14 protein-coding genes are annotated in these 16,590 nt (G+C 73.4%); 7 read left to right on the top strand and 7 right to left on the bottom strand.

Annotated elements, in window-relative coordinates:
- Nucleotides 1-118: 118 nt before the first annotated feature.
- From IE118_RS33345 to IE118_RS33325, 5 genes are read right to left on the bottom strand one after another with little or no spacing between them, the layout of a single operon-like run.
- Nucleotides 119-1,429 carry a DUF58 domain-containing protein gene (locus IE118_RS33345; protein WP_189561846.1) on the bottom strand — a complete coding sequence of 437 codons (1,311 nt, stop codon included), beginning with the start codon at nt 1,427-1,429 and terminating at the stop codon, nt 119-121.
- Nucleotides 1,429-2,421, bottom strand: a complete 993-nt coding sequence (locus tag IE118_RS33340; RefSeq protein WP_373303263.1) for an AAA family ATPase — start codon at nt 2,419-2,421, stop codon at nt 1,429-1,431. Before IE118_RS33340 ends, IE118_RS33345 begins: the two co-directional genes overlap by 1 nt.
- The gene (locus tag IE118_RS33335) at nt 2,418-3,614 is read right to left on the bottom strand and encodes a DUF4350 domain-containing protein (RefSeq protein WP_189561845.1); all 1,197 of its coding nucleotides are present in this window, start codon (nt 3,612-3,614) and stop codon (nt 2,418-2,420) included. Before IE118_RS33335 ends, IE118_RS33340 begins: the two co-directional genes overlap by 4 nt.
- The gene (locus IE118_RS33330) at nt 3,611-4,366 is read right to left on the bottom strand and encodes a DUF4129 domain-containing protein (RefSeq protein ID WP_189561844.1); all 756 of its coding nucleotides are present in this window, start codon (nt 4,364-4,366) and stop codon (nt 3,611-3,613) included. The genes IE118_RS33335 and IE118_RS33330 overlap by 4 nt, the downstream gene beginning before the upstream one ends.
- 4 nt (nt 4,367-4,370) lie before the next feature.
- The gene (locus IE118_RS33325; RefSeq protein ID WP_189561843.1) at nt 4,371-5,684 is read right to left on the bottom strand and encodes a DUF7847 domain-containing protein; all 1,314 of its coding nucleotides are present in this window, start codon (nt 5,682-5,684) and stop codon (nt 4,371-4,373) included.
- Between the two features lie 140 nt (nt 5,685-5,824).
- Here IE118_RS33325 and mtnA point away from each other — a divergent pair, with 140 nt between their 5' ends.
- The 7 genes from mtnA (at nt 5,825) to IE118_RS33290 (ending at nt 14,603) form a co-directional block, all read left to right on the top strand.
- Entirely contained in the window at nt 5,825-6,973 is a 1,149-nt protein-coding gene (gene mtnA, locus IE118_RS33320; RefSeq protein WP_189561842.1) for an S-methyl-5-thioribose-1-phosphate isomerase, read from the top strand.
- A 4-nt stretch (nt 6,974-6,977) separates the two neighbouring features.
- Nucleotides 6,978-7,667: a two-component system response regulator MtrA gene (mtrA, locus tag IE118_RS33315; RefSeq protein WP_189561841.1), complete on the top strand. Its 690-nt coding sequence runs from the start codon at nt 6,978-6,980 to the stop codon at nt 7,665-7,667.
- 1 nt (nt 7,668) lies between these two features.
- Nucleotides 7,669-9,804: an MtrAB system histidine kinase MtrB gene (gene mtrB, locus IE118_RS33310; protein WP_189561840.1), complete on the top strand. Its 2,136-nt coding sequence runs from the start codon at nt 7,669-7,671 to the stop codon at nt 9,802-9,804.
- Between the two features lie 73 nt (nt 9,805-9,877).
- A complete protein-coding gene (locus IE118_RS33305) occupies nt 9,878-11,668 on the top strand; it encodes an LpqB family beta-propeller domain-containing protein (RefSeq protein WP_491591199.1) in 1,791 nt (596 codons plus the stop codon).
- Nucleotides 11,669-11,747: 79 nt separating this feature from the next.
- Complete coding sequence (locus IE118_RS33300; RefSeq protein ID WP_189561839.1) at nt 11,748-12,656, top strand: ComF family protein; 909 nt, start codon at nt 11,748-11,750, stop codon at nt 12,654-12,656.
- A gap of 305 nt (nt 12,657-12,961) precedes the next feature.
- Nucleotides 12,962-13,654, top strand: coding sequence for a ribosome hibernation-promoting factor, HPF/YfiA family (hpf, locus tag IE118_RS33295; protein WP_189561838.1), 693 nt, complete (start codon nt 12,962-12,964; stop codon nt 13,652-13,654).
- 202 nt (nt 13,655-13,856) lie between these two features.
- Nucleotides 13,857-14,603: a response regulator gene (locus tag IE118_RS33290; RefSeq protein WP_189561837.1), complete on the top strand. Its 747-nt coding sequence runs from the start codon at nt 13,857-13,859 to the stop codon at nt 14,601-14,603.
- Between the two features lie 11 nt (nt 14,604-14,614).
- Here the strand turns inward: IE118_RS33290 and IE118_RS33285 are convergent, their stop codons facing one another.
- Both IE118_RS33285 and IE118_RS33280 read right to left on the bottom strand, forming a co-directional pair.
- On the bottom strand, nt 14,615-15,802 hold the full coding sequence (locus tag IE118_RS33285; protein ID WP_189561836.1) for a winged helix-turn-helix domain-containing protein: 1,188 nt from the start codon (nt 15,800-15,802) through the stop codon (nt 14,615-14,617).
- 49 nt (nt 15,803-15,851) lie between these two features.
- On the bottom strand, nt 15,852-16,421 hold the full coding sequence (locus IE118_RS33280) for a GNAT family N-acetyltransferase (RefSeq protein ID WP_189561835.1): 570 nt from the start codon (nt 16,419-16,421) through the stop codon (nt 15,852-15,854).
- Between the last annotated feature and the right edge of the window lie 169 nt (nt 16,422-16,590).

Genomic DNA, 16,590 nt, shown 5'->3' with positions numbered 1-16,590 from the left:
GCCGAACAATTGTTGAGAAAGCCCCGTGCCCTTCGGCACGGGGCTTTCTGCATTTCAGGACAGTTCCCACAAGGGTACGAGGGTGTCTTTCATCGCCCTCGTCCCCGTTAACTACAAACTACAGGCGTCCCGCCGACTTCAGGGCCAGATACGCATCCGCCAAAGCGGGCGCCAGTTCCTCGGGGACCGCGTCCACGACCGTGACACCGTGCCGCCGTAGCTGATCCGCGGTGCGGTCGCGCTCCGCGTGGGCCTGGGCCGCCGCCGCTGCCTCGTACACCGCGTCCACGTCCCCGCGAGCCCCGGCCATCCGGGCGATGTGCGGATCCGCGACAGAAGCCAGCAGAACCGTATGACGCCGGGTCAGCCCGGCCAGCACGGGGAGCAGCGCCTCCTCGACGGGAGCCGCGTCGAGCGTCGTGAGCAGCACGATCAGGGAGCGGCGGGGGGCCGAGCGGAGCGCCGTCGCCGTCAGGCCCCGAGCGTCGGTTTCGACGAGCTCGGGCTCCAGCGTGGCCATCGCGTTGACCAGGGACGGAAGGACGTCGCGCGCCGAGCGGCCCTGGACGAGGGCGCGCAGCCGGCGGTCGTAGGCGAGCAGATCGACGCGGTCGCCGGCGCGGGAGGCCAGGGCGGCGAGGAGCAGGGCCGCGTCCATCGAGGCGTCCAGGCGGGGGGCGTCACCCACCCGGCCCGCGGAAGTACGGCCGGTGTCGAGCACCAGGAGGATGTGCCGGTCGCGTTCGGGACGCCAGGTGCGGACCGCGACCGCGGACTGGCGGGCCGTCGCACGCCAGTCGATGGAACGGGTGTCGTCGCCGGGTACGTACTCGCGCAGGCTGTCGAACTCGGTTCCCTCGCCCCGGGTCAGCACGCTGGTGCGGCCGTCCAGTTCGCGCAGGCGGGCCAGTTTCGACGGCAGGTGCTTGCGGCTGGTGAACGGCGGCAGGACGCGCACCGTCCACGGGACCTGGTGAGTGCCCTGGCGGAAGAAGAGACCGAGGGGGCCGTAGGAGCGGACGGTGACCCGGTCGGCCCGGCGGTCACCGCGACGGGTGGGGCGCAGACGGGTCATGAGGCGCCGGCGTTCCCCCGGGGGGATCACCACGCGGTGACGGGAGGCCGCCACCTCCGTACCGGGCTGCCAGCTGCTGGGAGGCCAGCCGTCGCGGACGCGGGCGCGCAACGGCCGGCGCGAGGGGTTGCTGACCGTGAGGGTGACGTCCGCGGTCTCGCCCAGGCGTACCGAGGTGTCGCCGGAGCGGCTGAGACCGAGCCGGCGTACGGGAGCGGCCAGGGCGTAGTCGCAGGCGCAGGCCACCGCGAGGGGGGCGTTGACGGCGATGATGCCCGTCCAGCCGGGTTCCCAGATGCCCACGGGGAGGGAGCCGAGTGCCGCCAGGAGGGCGGCGCGTCCGGTGGGGGCCATCAGCGGGGGACGGGGACGTGGGCGAGGACCGCGTTGATGACCGAGTCGGCCGTGACGCCCTCCATCTCCGCCTCCGGGCGAAGCTGCACGCGGTGGCGGAGCGTGGGGAGGGCCAGGGCTTTCACGTCGTCGGGAGTGACGTAGTCGCGGCCGGTCAGCCAGGCCCAGGCGCGGGCGGTGGCCAGCAGCGCCGTGGCGCCGCGCGGGGAGACGCCGAGGGTGAGGGACGGCGATTCACGGGTGGCGCGGCAGAGGTCGACGACGTAGGCGGTGATCTCGGGGGAGACGGTCGTCCCGGCGACGGCGCGGCGGGCCGCTTCCAGGTCGGCGGCGTTCGCGACGGGGCGCAGGCCCGCGGCGCCCAAGTCGCGCGGGTCGAAGCCCGCGGCGTGGCGGGTGAGGACGTCGATCTCGTCCTGGCGGGACGGCAGCGGGATCGTCAGCTTGAGGAGGAAGCGGTCGAGCTGGGCCTCGGGCAGCGGATAGGTGCCCTCGTACTCGACCGGGTTCTGGGTGGCGGCGACCAGGAACGGGTCGGGGAGGGGGCGGGGGGTGCCGTCGACGGTGACCTGGCGCTCCTCCATGGCCTCGAGCAGGGACGCCTGGGTCTTCGGGGGAGTGCGGTTGATCTCGTCCGCGAGGAGGAGGTTGGTGAAGACCGGGCCCGGCTGGAAGGAGAACTCGGAGGTGCGGGCGTCGTAGACCAGGGAGCCGGTGACGTCGCTCGGCATCAGGTCCGGGGTGAACTGGACGCGCTTGGTGTCGAGTTCCAGCGTGGCGGCGAGGGCGCGGACGAGCAGGGTCTTGGCGACACCGGGGACGCCCTCGAGGAGCACATGGCCGCGGCAGAGCAGCGCGACGACGAGACCGGTCACCGCGGGGTCCTGGCCGACCACGGCCTTGGCGATCTCGGCCCGCAGGGACTCCAGGGAGGCCCGGGCGGCGGCCGGGTCCCCGGTGTGCGCGGCGTTGTCGGTGGTCGGGTCCATCATGGACGGCGTACCTCTCTTTCGAGGGCGTCGAGTTGGCCGGCGAGCCGGATCAGTGCGGCGTCGTCGCCGGGGGGCGGGCCGAAGAGCAGTGGGTGCAGGGACCCCGTGTCGCCCTGGAGGTGGGCGGACAGGGCGGGGAGCAGGGCCTCCGGCGCGTGCGCCTGGGTGGCGGGGACGCCGACGAGGGGGGCGAGGCGGGTGCGGGTGGTCGAGCGCAGAGCGGTGGCCGCGCGGTCGCGGGCGTTCGCCTTGCGGTAGAGGCGGGCGCGGCCCTCGACGGTTTCGGAGGCGCGGATCGCCACCGGCAGTCTCTCCGCGACCAGCGGGCCGAGCCGGCGTGCCCGCCACAGGGCGGCCAGGGCTGCCGCGACGAACAGCTGGAGGGTGCCCCACAGCCAGCCGGAGGGCAGCAGGTCGAAGAGGCCGCGCTCGCCCTGGTCCCCGGCGGCGGAGGCGTCGGCGAGGGAGGGCAGGTACCAGACCAGGTGGGGGCGGGAGCCGAGGAGCTGGAGGGCGAGCGAGGCGTTGCCGTGCTCGTCCAGGCGGTCGTTGAGGAGGATGTCGGGCGCGCCGAGGACGACGGTGTCGCCGTCGCCGGTGGGCGCCGGCAGGCGCAGCAGGGTGGACAGGCGCTCGCTGGGGTAGCACTCGTCGGCGTGCAGGTGGGTGGTGCTGTAGCGGATGCCGCCCGTGTCGGCGGTGCCCGCGCGGCGGGCGGCGGGCAGCTCGCAGCGCGGGGCGAGGGTGGAGTCGAAGCTGGTGGCGGGGTCGGCGGTGACACCGGGCGCGAGGCGTTCCACGGAGGAGCCGCCCGCGGAGACGAGGACGGTGCGGCCGCCGGAGCCGACGAAGGCGGCGTGCAGGCGGGTCTGCTGGCTGGGTGTCAGCAGGTCGGGGACGGCGATCAGGAGGGTGGTGTCGGGGCCGGCCGCGTCGGCGGCCTCGCCGAGGGTGGAGACCACGCGGGTGTCCACGCCGCGGTCGGCCAGGAGTTCGGCGACGGCGCGGCTGCCGCGGGGGTCGGCGGAGCGCGGGTCGAGTTCGCCGTGGTGGGCGTCGGAGCGGACCACGGCGATCGCGACGGCCGCCGCGATCAGCAGCACCAGCGCGAGGGCGATGCCGCGGGTGCGGGTCCACACCTGGCGGGCGGTGGGCGAGGCCGAGGTGGACGGGCGCGTGACCTCGGTCGTCATCCGGCGGCTCCCTGGCGGGTGTCGGTGTCCGTGCTCCGGGTGGCGTCGCTGCCCGCCTGCTGGGGCCTGGTGCGGTCCAGGTCGTGGTCGAGGTCGGCGATCTGCCGGTACGACGGCTGTGTGGCGGTCCTGCCGCCGTAGGTGACGTCGTCGAAGGCGCGGGCGGCGGTGCGCAGCCGGTCGGTGTGGGCGGGCAGGGCGCGGCCGGCTTCCGTGGCGGCCTCGTCGGCGGTGCGGCCGGGGCGGGCGTCGAGCAGGGCGCGTTCCTCCAGGGCGCGGACGATGGCCCGCATGCGTTCCTGGACGGCCTGGTTCCAGTGGCCCTGGGCGGCGTGCGCCTCGGCGGCCGCGCGGTGTTCGGCGGCGCTGCGGGGACGGTCGTCGAAGAGGGCCGGCGCGGACGGCGGGCGGCGGCCCGGCGTGCCCAGGCGCCACCACAGGGCGCCCAGGACGGCGATCACGGCGGCCACGACGACGACCAGGCCGAGCATGCCGCCGGGGGTCGCGGTGGAGGCGGCCTCGAACAGGCCGCCGACCCAGTCCCAGAAGGCGTCGAGGGCCTTCCGGTACCAGCTGGGATCGTTCTCGTGGTAGATGCCCTTGGACAGCTCGCGCCGGGCGGCCTCCCGCGCGGGGTCGCGCGGGACGGTGAGCGGCGGCTCGTCGTCGCCGCCCGGCAGCATGCGTACGGCGCTGTCGGCGGTCGCGGGCAGCGCCCGTACGTGTGTGAGAACTCCCCCCGTGGCGGTCACCGCATCAGCTCCCCGGGGTGGGGCCGTGGTCGCGGACGCCGGCGGCGCGGGCCAGTTCGAGGTCGAGGGCCTCGCGGCGGATGCGCTGGTCGATGTAGAGGAGCACGGTGACGCCGGCCGTGATCGGGAAGGTGATCATGGCGCCGATGACCGAGCCGATGCCGCTGACGATGAGGAACGTCCAGCCGATGTCGCCGCCGGCGCTGTTGAGGAAGCCGGTGACGCCGTCCCCGCTGAGGGCCGAGGCGAGGAAGGTGAACGGGATGACGATGATCGACGCGACGACGTTCGCGATGATCGTCGCCAGGAGCTGGATGCCGAAGACCCGCCACCAGGAGCCGCGGACCAGCTTGGCGGAGCGGGTCATCGCCTTCACGATGCCCTGCTTCTCCAGCATCAGGGTGGGCGAGGCGAGCGAGAAGCGGACCATCAGCCAGACGGCGAGGACGCCCGCGCAGAGCAGGCCGAGGACGGTGAGGCCGACGCCTACCTCGCTGCCGGCCGCCAGGGTCACGAGGAAGCCGGGCAGGGCGCCCACGGCGATGATGCCGGTGGTGATGAGCAGCAGGAGGCAGATCAGCCCGAACAGCTTGAGGACCTGCGGGCGGGCGTCGCGCCAGGCCTCGCCCGTGGTGACCGACCTGCCGAGCACCGCGCGGCTGGTGACCGTGGTGAGCAGGGCGGTGGCGGCGACCGTGCCGACCAGGGTGACCAGGAAGACCACGCCGGAGTTGAGCAGGGCCTCGCCCATGGCGTCGGTCAGTTCGTCGAGCGTGGCGCTGGGGTCGTCGAGCGCCTCGGTGCTCGCGTGGTCCAGGACCAGGCCTTGGAGCAGGACGACGACGATCTCGGTGAGGACGGCGACGGTCAGCGAGATGCCGAGGACCGTGCGCCAGTAGGTGCGCATGGTGGAGACGGCACCGTCGAGGATCTCGCCGACGCCGAGCGGGCGGAGCGGGATGACGCCGGGCTTCGCCGCGGGCGGGGGCCCTCCCCAGCCGCCGCCTCCCCAGCCTCCGTGACCGGCCGGACCGCCGCCGTGGCCGCCGGGCCCGCCGGGCGGCGGGGTGCCCCAGCCCGGGCCGGGCGGTGGCGGCGGGGCCTGGTGGGGGCCCGTGGAGCCGGGGTGGCCGGTGGGGGCGGACCACTGGCCGGCCGGCGGCTGCTCCTTGGACCACTTCCCGCCCGGCTCCTGCGGGGGGCGGCCCGGCTGCTCGGGGCCGGGGCTGCCGGTGGGCCCGGCAGGTCCGGACGCGCCCGGCTCCTGCCCTTCGGACGGGGCGGATCCGGGCGAGGCCCAGCCCGGAGTGTCGTTCATCGTCGCTCCTTCACGGTGCCCGACCGCGGTCGCGGCGGCAGCTTGGCAGCCATCGTGCCATGGGGTGGTCGTCGGCCGACCTGCCGAGGCAGGGGCTGCGTACCTTCAATTGTCGGCCCCACAGGGGGCAGACTGGCGGCATGGCTGATCAGTACGCGCACAGCGGCGACAACAAGCGGCCGACCGAGATCCCGGCACTGCGCTGGGAAGAGCCACCCGAAGGTCCCGTCCTGGTCGTGCTCGACCAGACGAGGCTGCCGGCCGAGGAGGTCGAACTGGTCTGTACGGACGCGCCCGCCCTGGTGGAGGCGATCCGCTCGCTCGCCGTGCGGGGCGCGCCCCTGCTGGGTCTCGCGGGTGCCTACGGCGTCGCCCTCGCGGCCGTGCGGGGCTTCGACGTGGACGACGCGGCGGCGGCGCTGGAGAGCGCCCGGCCCACCGCGGTGAACCTCGCCGTGGGGGTGCGGCGGGCGCACTCCGCCCACCGGGCCGTGCTCGCCCGGGGCGGGGACACCCGGGAGGCCGCCGGGGCGGCGCTGGCCGCGGCACGGCAGCTGCACCGGGAGGACGCCGAGGCCAGCGCCCGGATGGCGGAGCACGGGCTGGCGCTCCTCGACGAGCTGCTGCCGGGCGGCGGGCACCGGGTCCTCACGCACTGCAACACCGGTTCGCTGGTGTCGGGTGGGGAGGGGACGGCGTTCGCCGTGGCGCTGGCGGCGCACCGGGTGGGACGGCTGAGGCGCCTGTGGGTGGACGAAACGCGTCCGTTGCTGCAGGGTGCTCGCTTGACGGCGTACGAGGCGGCCCGCAGCGGCATGGCGTACACCCTGCTCACCGACAACGCGGCGGGATCGCTGTTCGCGGCGGGCGAGGTGGACGCGGTGCTCGTCGGGGCGGACCGCATCGCGGCCGACGGTTCGGTGGCGAACAAGGTGGGGAGCTATCCGCTCGCGGTGCTCGCGCGGTACCACCATGTGCCGTTCATCGTGGTGGCGCCGGTGACGACGGTGGACCCGGCGACGCCGGACGGGGCGTCCATCGAGGTGGAGCAGCGCCCCGGTCATGAGGTGACGGAGGTCACGGCGCCGCAGGTGCCGGTGGCCGGGACGGAGGCGGGAGGGGGGATCCCGGTGGCACCTCTGGGGACGCAGGCGTACAACCCCGCGTTCGACGTGACGCCGCCGGAGCTGGTGACCGCGATCGTCACCGAGGAAGGTGTCGTTTCGCCCGTGACGACCGAGGCCCTGGCCGACCTGTGTGCCAGGTCACGCCAGGTCACGATTAGCTAATGGGATGATGTCGTTTATGAAGGGACGAGTCCTTGTCGTCGACGACGACAGCGCACTGGCCGAGATGCTCGGCATCGTGCTGCGCGGTGAAGGTTTTGAGCCGTCTTTCGTAGCCGACGGCGACAAGGCGCTGGCCGCCTTCCGTGAGTCCAAACCCGATCTGGTCCTCCTCGACCTGATGCTGCCCGGCCGGGACGGCATCGAGGTGTGCCGTCTGATCAGGGCGGAGTCCGGGGTGCCGATCGTGATGCTCACGGCGAAGAGCGACACCGTCGACGTGGTGGTGGGCCTGGAGTCGGGGGCCGACGACTACATCGTCAAGCCGTTCAAGCCGAAGGAGCTGGTGGCCCGGATCCGGGCACGGTTGCGCAGGTCGGAGGAGCCGGCGCCGGAGCAGCTCGCCATCGGCGACCTGGTGATCGACGTGGCCGGGCACTCCGTGAAGCGGGACGGGCAGTCCATCGCGCTGACACCGCTGGAGTTCGACCTGCTGGTCGCGCTCGCCCGCAAGCCGTGGCAGGTGTTCACGCGTGAGGTCCTGCTGGAGCAGGTCTGGGGCTACCGCCACGCGGCGGACACCCGGCTGGTGAACGTGCACGTGCAGCGGCTGCGCTCCAAGGTCGAGAAGGACCCGGAGAAGCCGGAGATCGTGGTGACCGTCCGTGGTGTCGGGTACAAGGCAGGACCGAGCTGACATGTCCGGTGACAGTGCCGCTTCGGCGCCCGGCCGGCCCGGGGACCGCCCGGAGCGGCCTGTCGGCCGGAAGCCGGCGGGCTCCCGCTGGGGACGCCTCTTCGAGGGCGGGCTGCTGGAGGGCGGGGTGCAGGGCAGCCCGGTGATCCGGCTGTTCATGCGCTGGGTGCGCCGGCCGCTGCTGCCCGTCATGCGGCTGTGGCGGCGCAACATCCAGCTGAAGGTCGTCGCCACCACCCTGCTGATGTCGCTGGGCGTGGTCCTGCTGCTGGGCTTCGTCGTCATCGGCCAGGTGCGCAACGGTCTGCTGGACGCCAAGGTGAAGGCCTCCCAGAGCCAGGCCACCGGCGGTTTCGCGGTGGCCAAGCAGCAGGCCGAGGAGGCCGTGAGCGTCACGGGCGACGAGGAGACCGCGGCGGACGGCCGCCCCTCGCAGAGCGTCATCCAGTGGATGAGCGACCTCGTGGAGTCCCTCTCCAGCGGTGGTCAGGGCGCCTTCGACGTGGTGACATTGCCCGCGGCCGACGCGAGCGGCAGCGGGCGCGGCCCGCGCGCCTCCGGTCAGGTCAACCCGACGGCCAGCGTGCCGGCGGAACTGCGGGAGCGGATCGACGAGAACACCTCGGCGGCACAGAGCTACACGCGCATCGTGTACGACACCGGCAAGGAGTCCCAGCCCGCCCTGGTCATCGGCAAGCAGGTCAACGACCCCAACCGGGACCCGTACCAGCTGTACTACCTCTTCCCGCTCACCCAGGAGGAGAAGTCGCTGAGCCTGGTCAAGGGCACCCTGGCGACCGCCGGGCTGTTCGTCGTCGTCCTGCTCGGGGCGATCGCCTGGCTCGTCGTGCGGCAGGTCGTCACCCCGGTGCGGATGGCGGCGGGAATCGCCGAGCGGCTGTCCGCCGGCCGGCTCCAGGAGCGCATGAAGGTCACCGGCGAGGACGACATCGCGCGGCTCGGCGAGGCCTTCAACAAGATGGCGCAGAACCTCCAGCTGAAGATCAGCCAGCTCGAGGACCTGTCGCGGATGCAGCGCCGGTTCGTGTCGGACGTGTCCCACGAGCTGCGCACGCCGCTGACGACCGTGCGGATGGCGGCGGACGTCATCCACGAGGCGCGCGAGGACTTCGACCCGGTGACCGCGCGGTCGGCCGAACTGCTCGCCGACCAGCTCGACCGGTTCGAGTCGCTGCTCGCCGACCTGCTGGAGATCAGCCGCTTCGACGCGGGCGCGGCGGCGCTGGAGGCGGAGCCGATAGACCTGCGCGACGTCGTACGGCGCGTGGTCAGCGGGGCGGAGCCGCTCGCCGAGCGCAAGGGCACCCGCGTCAAGGTCGTGGGGGACCAGCAGCCCGTCGTCGCCGAGGCCGACGCGCGGCGCGTGGAGCGCGTGCTGCGCAACCTCGTCGTCAACGCGGTGGAGCACGGCGAGGGCAGGGACGTGGTGGTCAGGCTGGCCGCGGCCGGCGGCGCCGTCGCGGTGGCGGTGCGCGACTACGGCGTGGGCCTCAAGCCCGGCGAGGCGACGCGGGTCTTCAGCCGCTTCTGGCGGGCCGACCCGGCCCGCGCGCGCACCACGGGCGGTACCGGTCTCGGGCTGTCCATCGCCCTGGAGGACGCGCGGCTGCACGGCGGCTGGCTCCAGGCGTGGGGCGAACCGGGCGGCGGCTCGCAGTTCCGGCTGACCCTGCCGAGGACCGCCGACGAGCCGCTGAGGGGGTCTCCGATACCCCTGGAGCCCAAGGACTCGCGGCGCAACCGCGGGCTCGACGACGCCGGGCTGCCGAGCGGCGGCCGGCACGGCGGGAAGAGCGCCACGGCGCCGGCGCGGCAGCCCGGCGCCGACGGTCCGGCCAGGGACCCGTTCGCCCTGCCGCCCACGGCCGTGACCCCCACGGCCGACCCCACCGCCCTGCCCGGCAACGGCGCACGAGTGGTGGCACGGACGGGAAGTACGCGCATGACGCCCGGGACGCCGGCCGGGGACGGTACGCCGCACGGCGGGGGCACCGGCGACGGCACGGCCACGCGGCGGACGTCGCGGGGGGAGCCGGACTCCGGCGCCGAGGGGCCCGGCGGCGGCAGCGCGTCGCGCGACGGGGAGAGGGACGGGGAGGCTTCGCGTGGTCGGTGAACGCGGTGGACGCGGTGGACGCGGTGAACGCGGTGGACGCGGTGGACGCGGCCGGGGGACGGCGGGGCGGACGGTGGCGTACGCGGCCGGCGGGGTCGTCCTGCTGGCGGGGTGCGCCTCGATGCCCGACAGCGGCGACCTGCGGGGCGTGGAGTCCACGCCCCGGCAGGACACCCAGGTGCGGGTGTTCGCCATGCCGCCGAGCGAGGACGCCACCCCCACACAGATCGTCCAGGGCTTCCTGGAGGCGCTGACCAGCGACGACCCGGACTACAAGACCGCACGCCAGTACCTGACGCCGCAGGCGGCGAAGACCTGGCGGCCGGAACTGTCCACCACGGTCCTGTCGAACGGTCCGGGCGCCCGGGCCGACCGCCCGGACCGGGAGGACACCGGCTCGCTGTCCTACACGCTGACCGGCAGCAAGGTCGCCACCGTCGACGAGCAGCAGTCGTTCGCGCCCGCCTCCGGGCCCTACGACAAGCTTGTGCACCTGACCAAGGACGCCAAGAGCGGCCAGTGGCGCATCGACGTGGTGCCGCAGGGCGTCGTCATGGGCAAGTCGGACTTCCAGCGCAACTACATGTCCGTCAACAAGTACTACTTCGCCTCCAACACCACCAGGACGGCCGGCACGGCGCTGCCGATGGCGGTCGCCGACCCCGTCTACGTGCGCCGTCACGTCGATCCCACGACCCGGATGGTCAACTCCCTCCTCGGCGGGCCCACCACCTGGCTGGACCCCGTGGTCCGGTCGAGCTTCCCCACCGGGACGGCGCTGCGCGAGGGCACCGGCCCGCTGACGCCGGACGACCGGGGCCGCCTGACCGTGCCGCTCAACGACAGCGCGGCCGAGGTCGGCACCGGCCGGTGCGAGGAGATGGCCGCCCAGCTGCTGTTCACGCTGCGCGGCCTGAGCCCCGCCGTGGACGAGGTCGAGCTGCGGGCCGGCGGCGGTCAGCTGTGCTCGCTCACCCGGGAGGGCGCCGAGATCGTGGCCACCCGGGGCGCGCTGCACCAGCCGGAGTACCTGTACTTCGTCGACGGGGAGCGCCGGCTCGCACGGATCGCGGCGGGCACCAGCGACACCGACCCGGACCCGGTGCCGGGGCCGCTGGGCGAGGGCGGGACGACACTGCGGTCGGTGGCGGTCGCCCGGGACGAGCGCAGCGCGGCCGGGGTCGGCGTCGACGGCAAGTCGCTGTACGTGACCTCGCTGGTGGCGGGCAGTTCCCTCGGGGAGCCCGTGCTGAGCAGCCGGGGCAAGACCGAGGACGACCGGCTGACCGCGCCCAGCTGGGACGCGCAGGGCGGCCTGTGGGTGGCCGACCGCGATCCGGACGCCCCCGGGCTGTACCTGCTGGAGGACGGCGGCGGCGAGCCGGTCGAGGTGCGCACCCCGGGCCTGGACGGCCGGGTGCGGGCGGTCCGGGTGGCGGCCGACGGCGTGCGGATCGCGCTCGTCGTCGAGGAGGGCGAGCGGCGCTCCCTGCTGATCGGGCGGATCGAACGGAACACGGAGGCCGGCGGCACGGACGAGCGCCCCGCGGTCACCGTGCTGGAGCTGCGCTCGGCGACGCCCGAGCTGGAGCAGGTCACCGCCATGTCCTGGGCCGGGGACAGCCGGCTCGTGGTGGTCGGACGCGAGGAGGGGGGCGTGGAGCAGATGAAGTACGTCGAGGTCGACGGCTCCACGCCGGACGTGACGCCGCCCGCCGCGCTGACCGGCGTGAAGGCCGTCACCGCCTCCGAGGACGAACTGGCGCCGCTGGTGGCGTACTCCGTGGACGGGATCGTACGGCTGCCCTCGGGGGCGCAGTGGCAGAAGGTGACGGAGGGGACGGCGCCCGTCTATCCGGGGTGACCGCGGGCCCGTGCGGACCGGTGGCGGAGAGTTTTCCACAGGGGTGGCCGGGCGGGTCGGGGACGCGCACAGTGGACCCATGCGGGACTGGTGGCAGGACCTCACCGACCTGGTGCTCCCGGCCGAGTGCGGCGGCTGCGGCAGACCCCGTGCGGTGCTCTGCGCCGCGTGCCGTACGGCGCTGAGCGGGGCGGCGCCGCGCAGGGTGCGGCCGGCGCCCGAACCGGCCGGGCTGCCGCCGGTACACGCGGCGGCGCCGTACGCGGACGCGGTGCGCGCGGCGCTGCTGGCGCACAAGGAGCGTGGCGCCCTGGCCCTGACCGGGCCGCTCGGCGAGGCCCTGGCGGGGTCGGTGCGGGCCGGACTGCGCGCGACCCGGACGCGGCGCGCGGGCCATGACGGCGGGTCCGGGGGCGGGCCGGTGCTGCTCGTTCCCGTGCCGTCCGCGCGGCGGGCCACCCGCGCCCGCGGGCACGACCCCGCCCTGCGGCTCGCGTACGCGGCCGCGGGTGAGCTGAGACGGACGGGGGTACCCGTGCGGGTACTCGCCGCCCTGCGTCAACGGCGGGCGGTGGCCGACCAGTCGGGGCTCGGCGCCCGGCAGCGGCTGGCCAATCTCGCGGGCGCGCTGACACTCGCCCCGGGCTGTGGACGGCTGCTGCGCGGAGGCCGGGTCGTGCTGGTCGACGACCTGATGACGACGGGGGCGTCGCTGGCCGAGGCGGCCCGCGCGGTGCGGGCGGCGCGGACCGGGCCCGGCGGCGGATCGAGCATTTCGGGGCCCGCGTTCGTGTACCTGGGTGAGACCTGGGAAAGGAGAGGAGAACAACGGAACGGACCGGATCGACAGAGTGCGGGCCCGAGGTTCCGCCGGCCGTCGGGAACGGCGGTCGCGGGCGGTGCCGAGGGGAAGATCGACGGGGTGTGCGCCGCGGTCGTCGCGGCCTCACCGGATGCTTTCCAAATACACCCGGAACTGACTGAGTAGGGACGTCGTTGCAGGTTATGAGAGGGGTAATTCACCGGAATGGAGGTATGGCGCGGTAGAGGGTGACGACATCCGTCCGGGCGAGATATGTTCGGTTGTGAGGGAAAGCCGCAGGCCAGACCTCTCGAATCCGATTGCCGCGTTGCGGGTTTTTCGTAATCACCCGCACCGGTGGACTGGAGATCTCGCTCCTGGGGGAGGAGGTGGACGTCACCGAGAGTCCGAGGCTCCGGACGTCACCGGAGCCTGGTGCAAAAGGGAGACACTCCGCATCGAGGCGGAGTGATCCGGGAACGGAGTTCTGCGTGGACATCGTCGTCAAGGGCCGCAAGACCGAGGTGCCCGAGCGGTTCCGGAAGCACGTGGCCGAGAAGCTGAACCTGGAGAAGATCCAGAAGCTCGATGGCAAGGTGATCAGCCTCGACGTCGAGGTGTCCAAGGAGCCCAACCCCCGACAGGCCGACCGCTGTGACCGAGTGGAGATCACGCTCCGCTCCCGCGGTCCGGTGATCCGGGCGGAGGCGGCGGCGAGTGACGCGTACGCGGCGCTCGACCTGGCAGCGGAGAAGCTGGACGCCCGGCTGCGCAAGCAGCACGACAAGCGTTTCTCGCGGCGCGGCGCGCGCAGGATCTCGGCAGCCGAGGTCCCCGACCACGTCCCGGGCGTGGCGACACTCAACGGGGCGGGCGAGAGCGTCCCGCGGGACGAGCCGGAAGCCGTCCCCACCAAGAAGATCGGCTCGCTGGAAGTACAGGGTGACGGCCCCCTCGTCGTCCGCGAGAAGACCCACGTGGCCGCGCCCATGACCCTCGACCAGGCGCTCTACGAGATGGAGCTGGTCGGGCACGACTTCTATCTGTTCGTCGACTCCGAGACCAAGGAGCCCAGCGTCGTCTACCGGCGCCACGCCTACGACTACGGCGTGATCCACCTCAGCACCGACACGATGGTCACCGGGAGCGGTTCCCCCGAGGCGGGCGGAACGCTCGGCGGCTGACAGTCGACCACAGCACGGCCGGTGCCCCTGGTGCGCGCGTGTGCGCCCCCAGGGGCACCGGTGTGCGCCCACTTCACGCACACACCGGCACCCCGGTGTCGTCCGGGCATGGAATCATGGCGGCAGCGGCTCAACCGATGGGCCGTTGCCTTGGGTTGGCGATGGTCAGGACCACAGGCCACAGCCTTCAGGGGGAGGAACGATGGCGGACAGTTTCGGACCGATGCGGGACGAGGATGCCGGCGGCGGCGTCGTCGGCATGGGCCCGGACGCGGACACTCCACGCAAGGAGCCGATCAGAGTCCTTGTGGTGGACGACCACGCGCTGTTCCGCCGCGGACTGGAGATCGTGCTCGCGGCCGAGGAGGACATCCAGGTCGTCGGAGAGGCGGGGGACGGCGCCGAAGCCGTGGAGAAGGCCGCCGACCTGCTGCCCGACATCATCCTGATGGACGTGCGGATGCCCAAGCGGGGCGGGATCGAGGCGTGCACCTCCATCAAGGAGGTCGCCCCCAGCGCGAAAATCATCATGCTGACCATCAGCGACGAGGAAGCCGACCTCTACGACGCCATCAAGGCGGGCGCGACCGGCTACCTCCTCAAGGAGATCTCCACCGACGAGGTGGCCACCGCCATTCGGGCGGTCGCCGACGGACAGTCCCAGATCAGCCCGTCCATGGCGTCGAAACTGCTCACCGAATTCAAGTCGATGATCCAGCGCACCGACGAGCGACGGCTCGTGCCGGCGCCCCGGCTGACGGACCGTGAACTGGAAGTCCTCAAACTCGTGGCCACGGGCATGAACAACCGGGACATCGCCAAGGAACTCTTCATCTCCGAGAACACCGTGAAGAACCACGTGCGCAACATCCTGGAGAAGCTTCAGCTGCACTCCAGGATGGAAGCGGTGGTCTACGCGATGCGGGAGAAGATCCTCGAGATCCGCTGAGGGCAGGTCAGTCAGGCGAGGACCCTGGCCAGTTCCCGGGTGAGGGCCTCGCGCGCCCCGGGTGCGTCCACCCGCTCCACGCGGACGTCGGTGCAGTCCACCCAGCCCGCGGCCTCCACCAGGGCCCGCGCCACGGCCGGGACCGCCTTGCGGTCGTCCAGCGTGACCTGCTTGGCGACCAGCGTGCGGCCCTCCCGGGCCGGGTCGACCCGGCCGACGAGCCGGCCGCCCGCCAGGACGGGCATCGCGAAGTAGCCGTGCACCCGCTTGGGCTTGGGGACGTACGCCTCCAGGCGGTGGGTGAAGCCGAAGATCCGCTCCGTGCGCGCCCGGTCCCAGACCAGGGAGTCGAACGGCGACAGCAGCGTCGTACGGTGCCGGCCGCGCGCCGGCGCCGCCAGGGCGGCCGGATCGGCCCAGGCGGGCTTGGACCAGCCCGCCACCGTCACCGGGACCAGGCCCGAGTCCGCGATCACCGCGTCGACCTGCTCGCCCTTGAGCCGGTGGTAGTCGGCGATGTCCGCCCGCGTACCGACGCCCAGGGAGCGGCCGGCCAGCCCGACCAGGCGGCGCAGGCACTCGGCGTCGTCCGGCTCGTCGCCCAGCAGGTCCGCGGGGATCGCGCGCTCGGCCAGGTCGTAGACCCGCTTCCAGCCGCGGCGCTCCACACAGACCACCTCGCCGTGCATCAGGGCGCGCTCCACGGCGACCTTGGTGCCGGACCAGTCCCACCACTCGCTGGTGCGCTTGGCGCCGCCCAACTCCGTCGCCGTGAGCGGGCCCTCCGTGCGGAGCTGCTTGATGACCCGGTCGTAGGTGCCGTCGGGCAGCTCGTGGTTCCACAGCGGGCGGGCGCGGTAGGCGCGGCGGCGGAAGGCGAAGTGCGGCCACTCCTCCACGGGCAGGATGCACGCGGCGTGCGACCAGTACTCGAACGCGTGCGCCGGCTGGGAGGGCTGCTTCCAGTAGGCCTCCTCGACGGTGCGGCGCCCGACCGCGCCCAGCCGCGCGTAGGGGATGAGCTCGTGCGAACGGGCCAGTACGGAGATGGTGTCGAGCTGCACCGCACCCAGGTGGCGCAGGACTCCCCGCACGCCGGAGCGGCGGTCGGGGGCGCCGAGGAAGCCCTGGGCGCGCAGGGCGATACGGCGGGCCTCGTCGGCCGAGAGTTCCGTGGTCGGACGCGGAAGGGTCGTCATACGTCCGCACGATAGAGGGCGCCACTGACAGCGGCGGAGGGCCCGGAGGTCACCCCTTCCCGGGCAGGTAGGGCGCCGTGGAGGGGAGCCCCAGGTCGGACGGGAGCAGGGAACCCACCCAGCAGTCCCGCAGCACCCCCTTGTTGTTGATCGAGGAGCGCAGGACACCCTCGACGGTGAAGCCGGCCCGCTCCGCCACCGCGCGGGAGGCGGCGTTGCCGACCTCCGCGCGCCACTCCACGCGGTCGATCGACATCCGGGTGAACGCCCAGCGGGAGGCGGCGACGGCGGCCTCGGTGATGTAGCCGCGGCCGCGGTGCTCCTTCGCCCCCCAGAAACCGATCTCGCCCGTGCCGAGCGACCGCATGGTGATGCTGAGCATCCCCGTCAGCTCCCCGGTGGGCAGGAAGACGCCGAAGGTGAACATGGAACCGTTCGCCCAGCCCTCGGGGGCCATCTGCTCGGTGAAGCCCCGCGCGTGCTCGGGCAGGTAGGGGGAGGGGATCGTGGTCCAGCGCTGGATGTCCGCGTCCTGGCAGATCGCGTACACGGCGTCGGTCTCCTGCGGGCCGACCGGGCGCAGCAGGAGGCGGTCGGTGGTGAGCGTGACGGGTTCCATCGGCCGATTCTGCTCACGGCGCGGTGCGGCGCGCCATCGCTTTCGCCGTGTGTGATCCGATGATCACCCTTCGCGCAATTCGCCGGTCCGGTGCGGCACCATCCGGCGGCCTCGGACGTTGTTCCTTTCGAGGCGGCCGTGAAACGGAAGAGGAACAGCCGACGCCCAC

It is taken from the genome of Streptomyces pilosus (genome assembly GCF_014649835.1).
In the GTDB taxonomy this organism is placed as follows: domain Bacteria; phylum Actinomycetota; class Actinomycetes; order Streptomycetales; family Streptomycetaceae; genus Streptomyces; species Streptomyces pilosus.
Note: the sequence above shows the minus strand (reverse complement) of the source record. Positions and strands in the feature narration are given on the sequence as shown.